Below are 9,218 nucleotides of genomic sequence, written 5' to 3'. Positions count from 1 at the left end.
CCCGAAGCGCCCCATCCGTTCATGAATGAAGCCTACTTTTTCTTGGGCAAAAACTACCTCGATCCGTTCGAGCTGCGTAACGTTCTGCTTAAACGCAGCGACTACTTCCGTAAGCGTTACCAGGCCGACTATAAAACCCTGAACGCGCTCGGTAAGTTCCCGCCCGCGTTCGGTCTGCTCGGCGCGACGACCGGTATGATCTCGATGATGACCCAGCTGAGCGGTCGCCCCGATCAGATCGGTCCGGCGATGGCGACCGCCTTGGTCGCGACGTTCTGGGGGATCGCGGTCGCGAACTTGATCATCCTGCCTTTGGCCGATTACGCGAACCGTGTGGTGCAAGAAGATCAAAGCGTGCGCGCGATGATTATCGAAGGGATTCTCGCGATCCGCGAGGGCCAGCCCACCGTGATCGTGTTCGAACGTCTGGCGGCGCAACTCGCGCCCCATCTGCGCAATGAACTTAAAGAGGCTTACAATATTTCGACCCGTCTGGACAATTTGGGCACGCTGGAAGGCATGCCCGAGGAAGTTTCGGCGGCCGGTGGCAATCCGAAAGTTGGGTAATCCCGAATGAGCGATCCCAACCAAAACGACATCCCGCGGATCGGACCTAAGTCCCTGGCGCAAGAGCGGCGGGTGCCGCCCGTGCCCACGGACTACGACGAGCCCGAAGAGCACAACGACGAACGTTGGCTCGTGTCTTACGCGGACATGATGACGTTGCTGTTCGGATTGTTCGTGCTGCTATTTTCGATGTCGACGCTCGATCCGCAGGTGGCGGCGCAAATTCACGCCTCGACGCAAAACAGTTTCAAGTCCGATGCGACCCCGGAGGCCCCGGCGGCTCCGCCCGTGGATACGACGGCTTTGCAACAGCAACTCACCGAAATGCAGAATCAAGTTCGCGACCTGCAGGCCCAACTGAATCAACGGACCGCGGAACTCGCCGAACTGACGGCCGCGAGCCAAACGGAAACCGTGGACCAGACGATCGACGTCGAGCAAATGCGGCGCGATTTGGCCTCGAAGGACATTCGCGTCCAGGAACTCGAACAAGAGCTGAAGAAACGTCAGCGGACGGAAACGGCGTCGCCGAACCGAAACAAAGAAGCCGAGCTTGAGGCCCAGGTCGCGCGCCTGAAAGACCAGCTCGACAAATCGACGAAAGAAGCCCGACTTTTGATGAATGAGCTGACGGACTCGAAGCTCAAGGGCGTCAAGACGGGGGATGCCGCGAAGATGTTGCGGGAAACCCAAGAGAAGCTGGAAAAAGCGAAAATCGATAACGAGAAGATCATCGAACTCGCGCGTAAAGTTTCGGCCGAGAACAAAACTTTGAAGGCCGAAGCCGAGCGCAAGGTCGCCTCGGTGGCGACCGCCGCGACCATGCAGACGGAAAACGAAAAATTGAAAACCGATTTGGATAAGCTGAAACAAGACATCGCCAAAGAAAAAATGACTTCCGAGCAGTTGAAAAAAGAAGTGGAAAGCATGAACGGCGGCAAGGGCCAAGACTTCATGGCGTTCTTCATCAACTGGCCGACGAAAGATCATGACGTCGATTTGACGATCCAGGATCCCTCGGGAAAAACCTTCGACTTCAAACGTCGTGAATACAAAGGACAGCCTGGACTCTTCGCGCTCGACACGCGTCGCGGACCTGGGGTCGAATTGTGGCAGTCGAAGAACATCGTTCCGGGCCGTTATAAAGCGACCTACCAGTTGTATAACGATTACGGGAACGCGGAAGCGGCGCCCGTCAGTGCGGTCATCCTGACTCCGCGGGGTTCGTTCGAACTGCCGATCGCGAAGCTGTCGACGTCGGGCACGCGCCGCGTTTCGGCCGAGTTCGAAGTCGACAAAGCCGGCGGCGTGAAAATCCTCAAAGGCAAATAAACCAGAAACTGGCCCCTTTGTGTGCGCGTCCGACATCCGGAGCGCTTCCGAAAGGCTTTTTCTTTCGCTCATTTGGGGCACGGCCATCCTGGCCTCGCCGCAGGGTCTTACGCCATCCAGGCGCTGCGGAGGCCCCAACTGACCGAAAGAAAAAGCCTTTCGGAAGCTCCGCAGATTTGGAATGTGCACACAAAGGGGCCAGTTTCTAAATCTTCGGTAGATCGATGGCGGGATGCTCGGCCGGGTCGCGGACTTTCAGCAGGAAGTAGCTGCCCGCCGCGAACAAGATCAGCAGACTGGCGAGTCCCCAGCGGTGATTACCCGTCAAGAGCGTCGTACGCGCGACCAGGAACGGGCCCAGAATCGCCGCGAAACGTCCGACCATATTCATCACGCCAAAGAACTCGGCGCTGCGTTCGATCGGGATCATGCGTGCGTACAGCGAACGGCTGAGCGCCTGGACGCCTCCTTGCACGATGCCGACGAAAACCGCGAGCATAAAGAAGTGGGTGGCGGTCGACATCAATGCGGCGAGGATCGTCGCCGCGGCGTAAGCCGCGATACAGAGCTGGATCAAACGAAGCGCGCCGAATTTCCCGCTGAAGCGCCCGAACAGATAGGCGCTCGGGAACCCGACGAACTGTACGACGAGCAGTGCGGTGATCAGATCTTTCGATTCCAGACCGATGGAGAGGCCGAAGTCGACGGCCATGGTCATCACCGTGTAAACGCCGTCGATGTAGAGCCAGAAGGCGAGCAGCAGGTAACGCAGGTCGCGCTTCTGCCAGATGTCGCCGAGGGTGCGGCGCAACTGGCGCAGCGATTCGCCGAAGGCTTCGCCCAGCGGAACTTTACGCGTGTTCACCACGGGTTCGGGCACCCACTTGAACAGCGGAATCGAAAAGATCGCCCACCACACCGCGACGGTCATGAAAGAGATCTTCACGGCGGTCGCGCCGTCGGGAATGCCGAAGGTCGCGGGGCTGAGGAACATCGCGACGTTCAGAAGGAAAAGAACTCCGCCGCCCAGATAGCCGAGGGCGTAGCCGAGCGCGCTCGCGTGATCGCCCTCGGCGCCCGGGGCCACCGATGGGAGCAGCGAATCGTAGAAGGTCGTGCCCGCATTGAAGCCGACCGTCGCGACGGCATACCAAAACGCCGCGTAAATCCACAGTCCTTGATCAATGAGTCCAAGGCTGAAGCAACCGAGCAGTCCCATCACCATGAAAATGAACAAAAAAAGTTTTTTCGCCTGTCGCGCGTCGGCGAGGGCCCCCAAAAACGGCGTGAGCAAGGCGACGATCAGTCCGGTGAGCGCCGTCACGTCGCCCAGTCGTCCCGTGGTCACCGCGCTATCGGCGCCGGCGCTCCAGTATTCTTTGAAGAAGACGGGAAAGAACCCGGCCATGACGGTGGTCGAATAAGCACTGTTGCCCCAGTCGTAACACGCCCAGCTCCAGATTCGTTTCTTCATATCCTGTTACCTAAGCACCGCGCTTCAAAGATTGCAACCGACAGCGGTGGCGTTTAAAAAGGAATGATGCTGAAGATCGCGCGCCTCCAACACCCTTCCGACAAAAGCGCCCTCTTTCAGGACTTCCAGCCCGATCACGACGTCTGGATCGTTTCGGATCTGCGAACCAAACTCGAATTGCAAAAAGAGCTGATGCGCGATCGCGAGGGTCTTCCCGGCGACGCCATTTTGCGCGGGTCCGAGCTGTGGACGCAGCTGTTGAAAAAGCACCTTCCCAAGGCCACGGTCATTTCTAAAGACTGGATGAATTTGTTCGCGCGCACGGCTTTGGGGCAGGCGTTGTCGCCGTCGGATCTGAAAATCGCCGTGGAGCTGATCTCGGTCTTGGGTTCGGTCTTCGCCCATCCCGATCGCGCGACGTTTCTGGAAGATCTGCTCGCCCGTGATCCTTCCGCGCAAACGCGCTGGGGGAAAGTCATCACCGAGGCGCAGTTTCTTTTTGATCAGGCGCGGGGCCGGGGCTGGATTCTGCAAGAGTCTTTACCCGCGGTCCTGACCGAATTCGAAAATCCGCGTTTGCGTCACCCGGCCCCCGGTCGCGGACGCTTGTTTTTCGATCTTGGGGCATCTTTGGGGGCCAGTGAAGCCGAGCTGATCCGTCGGCTTTCGGAAGTTCACGACGTCGTGGTTCTGCTGCCGCGTCCGGCGCACGCCGAAAATTTCCGTTTTCTTTTGCAGCCGGGGGAAAGCCTGGCCGGTGAAAAACTCGACATCGCGACGAGCGAGTCCACGGCGCGCACGCGTGAGTTCCCGCGCTTTTCGGGGCGGGTCGCGGAGATTAAAAATGCCGTGGGCCAGGTCCGCGAGTGGCTGGACGCGGGCGTTCCCATCGGCCACATCGGCGTCATCACCCCGAACTTCGAAATGGATTTCCCGATCTTGGCGACGGCCTTCAAGGTCGAGGGTGTGCCGCTGGATCGCGAGTCTTCGGAGCGGGTGCAAACGCACCGGCTTTTGCAAAAGTGGTCGTCGAAACTTCGGCTCTGGAAAGAGGAACTGGAGTACGCCGATCTCTTCACGGCTTTTCAAGAGGGTTTTCCTCTGCGCAGCGAAGAGTTCTCGGCGAAGTTGAAGACGGGGCTTTTTCACGAGGACTTGGGGCGGGTCGCGGCCGTGCGCGAGCGGGTCGACTCGTGGAAATCCGAAGGCGGTCCCACGGATCTGGCGGGCTTTTTCGAAAAGGCGACCGCGCTGTGGGTGGACCCGGATTACGCCGATCTGGAGCAGATTTTCGAAAGCCTGAACGAAAAGACGCCGAAGGGCGCGCATCTGTCGCTGCGGGACTGGGTCGAGTGGATGGAAGTGCAGACCGCGCGACTGGAAAGCACGAAGTCGCGCGGGGGCGCGGATCGTCTGGCGATCGTGCCGCTGCAAAGCGCGGATTCGCTGCAGTGGACGCACCGGATTTTCATGTCCATGACCGACCAGCTTCCCGATAAAGGGGCGACTTCGCTTTTGAGTCGCGACGAGATCGACACCCTCGGTTGGACGCACGGATTTTTCCTGCCCCACCCCGAACAAAAACTTCTGCAATTCGAACTCGAGTGGAGTCTGCTGGCGAATTCGGAAATCGATATTTTGAGTTATCCCCTGACCGACTGGGATGGGGCGCCGACTTCGCCCCAAGCTTTATGGCTGGCGGGACGGGGGAATGCCGGGCACGAAGCGGATCATCCGAAGTCCAGTCGCTGGGACGAAATCCAATCGTCCCGTGCCCAGGAACCCGCGCGGGTGGAACCGGGCGCGACTCCGGTCCCTCAGACCGAAGCTTTGCGTCTTTCCGCATCGAGTTTGCAGCGCTACGGGGACTGTCCCTTCATCTTCGCGGCCGAGAAGATCTTCGGCCTCATCGATCCGCCCCTCGTGGATCTGGATATGGATCGCCGTCAGTTAGGTCAGCTGCAACACGCTTACTTGGAGGAGTTGACCGCCGAGCATCCGATCCGTTTCGAGCGCAGCGATGCCGAGCTGGGCGAGATTCTGGACCGACTGGCCGCCAGCGATCCCGAGATGATGCGCGACGCGAACCCCCGTTTGTGGCAAGCGCAGCGCACGAAGTGGATCAAGCTCGGCCAAAGATTTTTGGCTACCGAGCGGGACTGGTTCGCCCGTCACCCCGGCAGTCGTATCATCGCGCGCGAGCACGAGTTCCATTTCGTATTCGATCCCGCCCGCGGCGTTTGGCGCGCGGGCGAAAGAAACTCGCCGACCGAAATTGCCTTCACGGGACGTCTGGACCGTGTGGACGGATACTTCGAGGGCGGAGTTTTGAAATCGATCCTGCTTTACGACTACAAAGCGTCCACGCAACAAAAGCACGCCTTCGGTTCTTGGCTGAAGGACAACGAAATCCAGTTGGGTTTTTATTCGTGGGCCATGAACGAAGGTTTGATGGATCCGGCCTGGAAGGGCTTGGTCACGGGCGCCCTTTACTACAATCTGAAAACCTTGGAGCGGGACCGCGGAGTCGTCACGGACGAAGCCGTGGGTCGGTTGGCCACGCGCAGTCTGCCGAAGGGAACGACGGCCGATAAATTGTCCGCGTTCTGGGATGAGCTTCAGTTGAAGTTGCGCGAGCGGATGACGGCCATCGCCCAAGGGCTGATCGCGCCGGCGCCGTTGAAAGAAGAACTGTGTGATCGCTGCGCATGGAGGGGATTATGTCGGGCACCGCATCTGATGTGACCTCATTCAAAGACTCCCTGGATTGGGAAACGCGCGGCCGCACCGATGCGCTCGTCATCCGCGCGGGGGCAGGGGCCGGCAAAACGACCGAACTGGTCAAACGCGTTCTGAGTTTGATCCTGCGGTTCCGCGCGCGCGAGCAGCGTTTTCCGCGTTTAGTGATCACGACCTTCACCCGCAAGGCGACCCAGGAGCTGCGCGAACGCCTCCTCCTCGGCGCGCTGGCGCTTGGTGACGAAGAGGTGCTGCGCTTCGTGCAGCAGTCGAAGTCGCTGCAGATCTCGACCATTCACGGAACTTTGCGACGTTTTCTATCCAGCTTCGGCCCGGCGGCGGGTTTGTCGCCCGAGTTCCGGATCATGGATGAACTGAGCGAGTCCCGACTGCGCAAGAAGAGTCTGCGCCAGGTCCTGGAAGATCCGGAGCAGGCCGTGCATTTCGAGAGTCTTCTCGAAAACTGGGATCTCGGGTCGTTCTGGAATGCGTTCGCGGGCTGGAGCGAACTGACGGCGGTGCATCCCGAAGCGGTCGCGGAAACGGCGGCCGATGTCGAGGCCGGAGTCCATGCCCATTTTCGAAAGCTGGAAGCGGCCTGCGATGACTACTTCCGGATCGCGGCCTTGGAAGAAAAGTTGCCGCCGAACCGTGTGGAGTTCATCGATTGGTTGGGCGCCATCGTGGGGCACGCCAAAACTCTGGCGCCCGCTCTGAAGCGCGCCCATTGGCTGGAAGCGCTCGAAGACCGCCCACGGGCCTATACGACGAAGCTTTCGCCCGCGTTCAAAGAGGCGCAGGTCCTCGTCTATGATCTATGGAACGAGATCGAGGGCGATGACTTCTCGAATGAGTTCATTCAGGACTACGCGGCGGCGCTGGAGCATTTTCTGCCCCTGGCGGGTGCGCTCCGCGAACGTATTGAAACCGAAAAAGCGCGTCGCTCTGAACTTGCGCTCGCGGATCTCGAGCTGTGGACGCTGAAGATCCTGAATACCCATCCGGAAAGCGGGACCCAGTTCGGCGAGCAATGGGACTACTGGATGATCGACGAATTCCAAGACACCTCGCCGCTGCAGGTGAAGATCTTGGGCGCCCTTGTCGGTGGGAAAAATGAATTCGTCGTCGGCGATCCGCAACAGTCGATCTATCTTTTCCGGGGCGCGCGTTCCGAAGTTTTTGAATTGAAAGAGACCTCGGTGACGGGTGCCGGCGGCCGCAATTCGCGGTTGATGAAGAACTATCGGTCCTCGCCGAAGCTGATGAATTTTTTGAATCGTTTTTTGTGCGAGATCGAGCCGCGGCAGTTCGCCCCCATGGAGATCGGCGGCGGCGCCGACAAAGATTTGGCTCAAGGACCCCAGGTGGTTTTTTGGAGTCTGCCGAAAGACGCCGTGGCAGAGGAAAACGACGCGGTCTTGGCGCGGGTGCAAGAGCTTCTGCGCGCGGGTGTCGCGGCGGAAAAGATCTGCGTCCTGGCCCGTGGAAACAAAGAGCTGCGCGACTTCTGCCAATTGGCGGAAAAGCACGGCGTGCCCACGCGTTTCTCGGGGGCGGCGGGTTTCGCCGAACGCCGCGAGGTGCGGGACGCCTTGGCTTTCCTGAAGTTCCTGGCCAATCCCCATGACAATCTGAGCCTGATGACGCTTTTGCGATCGCCTTGGTTTCATGTGAATGACCGCGAACTCGCGCAGCTGAAGTACGGCCTGCGCGGGTCCTATTGGCTGGCGGCGCAAACACGATTGAAGGAACCGAGCGGTGGCGGTTTTGGCGAGACTTCGGCGGCCTCGCTCCGCTCACTGCAAGCTTCGCTCAACCTTGCCGACGAGAAAGGTCTGACTCAAGCATGGGTCGAGACCTTGCTGAACGAGGGCTTCATCGACGAAAGTTTGAAGCTCGATGCCAGTGGGCAACGGGAGTCCCATTTCTGGCGCTTGTTGGCGGATCTGAAGTTCCAAGAGCGCGAACCCGGTTTTAATATTTTGAAATGGATCGAACAACTGGAAGTCGGGCAGATCACCGATGAGAAATCCGATGATGAAGCGCCCGCCGTCATCGAACCTTCCCGCGTGCAGGTCATGACGATTCACGCCTCGAAGGGTTTGCAGTTCGATCATGTGATCTTGACCCGCGCAGGCACCGCACGTTTCGCGGTGAGCCCGGGCGTCTTTAAAGCCGACGAGATGAGCGGGAAGTTTTCGCTCGGCGTGCGCGGCGCGCGCACGGGCTCGTGGCTGAACAGTGGCTGGGCCTATGAGTTGATGGAGACCGAGAAGGCCCGGGAAGTCGCGGAATTCGACCGCTTTCTGTACGTAGCTTTGACCCGGGCGATTCAGTCTGTCAGCGTCGTCTGGAAAAGGGAAGTGTCGGCCTCGTGGATGGCCCGTCGTCCGACCTGGTCGATCCTGGCCGAGGGGTTGCATACCCTCGCGGACGATGGCCCCGCCTTCGATTTGGAAATCCGTCACCGCGAACCCGCACTCGAAGTCTTTGAGCGCAAAGCCGAGACCGCGGGGCGGGTGCGTGAACTTTGGAAAGTGGAAGAGCCACTGGCCGAGCGCCCGCGTGAAATCGCCGCGGCTTCGGGTTGGTCGCGCTTCGAAAAAATCCAGAACGGGGTGGATGTTCACCGCGCGCTGGAACTGCTTCAAGGCGACTGGGAATATGACGATGCGGCCGAGATGGTCACGCTCAAGGAAAAACTCGAAAAGGTCGAAGGCGTTTCGATGCGCCAGCTGATCGAAGAGGGTTTCGTCGAGTGGGCGTTTCTGGTGAAGGTGGACGGCGCGAAGCGCGCGCAACCGGAGTTCTGGATGTCGGGACGTATCGATCTATGGGGCCTGATCAAAGGCGCCGATGGCCGGGATGAAGTTTGGATCGTGGACTACAAGACCGGAACCTCGCGTTCACGGGATTCCGCCATCGCGCAGCTGCGCTCCTACGCGTGGACCCTTTATCGCATGAACCGGATTCCTGAAGGCGCGCGGGTGAAACTGCTGCCGCTTTATCTGAACGAGCCCCAAGCCACCCGCAGCGAGGACGCGCCGTCCTTCGCGGACCTCGACGAGAACCTGCTCGAGATCCTCGCCTCCCGGAAATAGCTAGC

The 9,218-nt window shown here is 59.6% G+C and carries 5 protein-coding genes; 4 read left to right on the top strand and 1 reads right to left on the bottom strand.

Going from position 1 to position 9,218, the window contains the following annotated elements; genetic code table 11:
* Together KF767_17480 and KF767_17475 are read left to right on the top strand one after the other, a co-directional pair.
* Positions 1-567, top strand: a 567-nt coding sequence (locus KF767_17480) for a MotA/TolQ/ExbB proton channel family protein (protein ID MBX3019684.1), incomplete at its 5' end; no start/stop codon positions are given.
* A 6-nt stretch (positions 568-573) separates the two neighbouring features.
* On the top strand, positions 574-1,899 hold the full coding sequence (locus KF767_17475) for a hypothetical protein (GenBank protein MBX3019683.1): 1,326 nt from the start codon (positions 574-576) through the stop codon (positions 1,897-1,899).
* 205 nt (positions 1,900-2,104) lie between these two features.
* On the opposite strand, the gene KF767_17470 is transcribed toward KF767_17475, so the two are convergent.
* Entirely contained in the window at positions 2,105-3,307 is a 1,203-nt protein-coding gene (locus KF767_17470) for an MFS transporter (GenBank protein MBX3019682.1), read from the bottom strand.
* A gap of 129 nt (positions 3,308-3,436) precedes the next feature.
* On the opposite strand from KF767_17470, the gene KF767_17465 reads away from it, so the two are divergent.
* Positions 3,437-6,118, top strand: coding sequence for a PD-(D/E)XK nuclease family protein (locus KF767_17465; protein ID MBX3019681.1), 2,682 nt, complete (start codon positions 3,437-3,439; stop codon positions 6,116-6,118).
* Positions 6,094-9,213, top strand: coding sequence for a UvrD-helicase domain-containing protein (locus KF767_17460; GenBank protein MBX3019680.1), 3,120 nt, complete (start codon positions 6,094-6,096; stop codon positions 9,211-9,213). Before KF767_17465 ends, KF767_17460 begins: the two co-directional genes overlap by 25 nt.
* Positions 9,214-9,218: the final 5 nt, after the last annotated feature.

The sequence above is a fragment of the Pseudobdellovibrionaceae bacterium genome, from assembly GCA_019637875.1.
In the GTDB taxonomy this organism is placed as follows: domain Bacteria; phylum Bdellovibrionota; class Bdellovibrionia; order Bdellovibrionales; family Bdellovibrionaceae; genus JAHBUW01.
The sequence above is the reverse complement of the archived record's forward strand: the minus strand, read 5'-3'. Positions and strand labels throughout refer to the sequence as shown.

What these genes read in the sequence shown, in the direction of transcription:
- KF767_17475 (MBX3019683.1), top strand. Translation starts at nt 574, where the DNA reads ATGAGCGATCCCAACCAAAACGACATCCCGCGGATCGGACCTAAGTCC.
- KF767_17470 (MBX3019682.1), bottom strand. Translation starts at nt 3,307, where the DNA reads ATGGCCGGGTTCTTTCCCGTCTTCTTCAAAGAATACTGGAGCGCCGGC.
- KF767_17465 (MBX3019681.1), top strand. Translation starts at nt 3,437, where the DNA reads ATGATGCTGAAGATCGCGCGCCTCCAACACCCTTCCGACAAAAGCGCC.
- KF767_17460 (MBX3019680.1), top strand. Translation starts at nt 6,094, where the DNA reads ATGTCGGGCACCGCATCTGATGTGACCTCATTCAAAGACTCCCTGGAT.